The following is a 544-nucleotide window of genomic DNA, read 5'->3' on the forward strand; positions in this document are numbered from 1 at the left end:
GTTCCGGCGAGGGTGTAGGTGGTCCAGCCGGTGCCGATGGTGGTGGCGGTTCCGAAGCCGTTGGTGGTGAAGGGGTAGTAGGTGAGGGTTCCGGTGGTGTTGCGGCCGATGATTCCGCGGCTGGTGGTGCCGTTGAATCCGTCGACGGCGTTGACGGTGTCGACAGCGCCCCAGCCCTTACCGATGATCGTGCGTGAGCCGGAGAGGATGGTTCCGGTGCCGCTTCCGGTGTAGCGCAGGAGGTTGTTGTTGGCGTCGCGGGAGAGTAGGTCCATGCGTCCGTCGAGGTTCTGGTCTGCCATGACGATGGGCATGTCGGTGAAGCCGGAGCCGATCTTGACGGCGCTGCCGAGTCGGTGGGTTGAGGTGTGGGGCCAGTAGTAGAGGTCTCCGTCGGAGCGTGCGCCGACTATTGTGATGCCCTGGCCTTTGACCCATGGTCCGACTGCGAGGCTGAAGTCCTGCCAGCCGGAGGAGCCGATCTGAACGGGTGGGTTGAATCCGCCGGTGGGCTTGCCTGGGTAGTAGCTCAGGGTTCCGTTGT

At 64.2% G+C, this 544-nt stretch carries 1 pseudogene; it reads right to left on the reverse strand.

Features of this window, described 5'->3' with window-relative positions:
• Nucleotides 1–544, reverse strand: a pseudogene (locus tag AC5RTB_RS16575) (hypothetical protein); the annotation flags it as partial.

The sequence above is a fragment of the Arthrobacter sp. M71 S08 genome, from assembly GCF_059089725.1.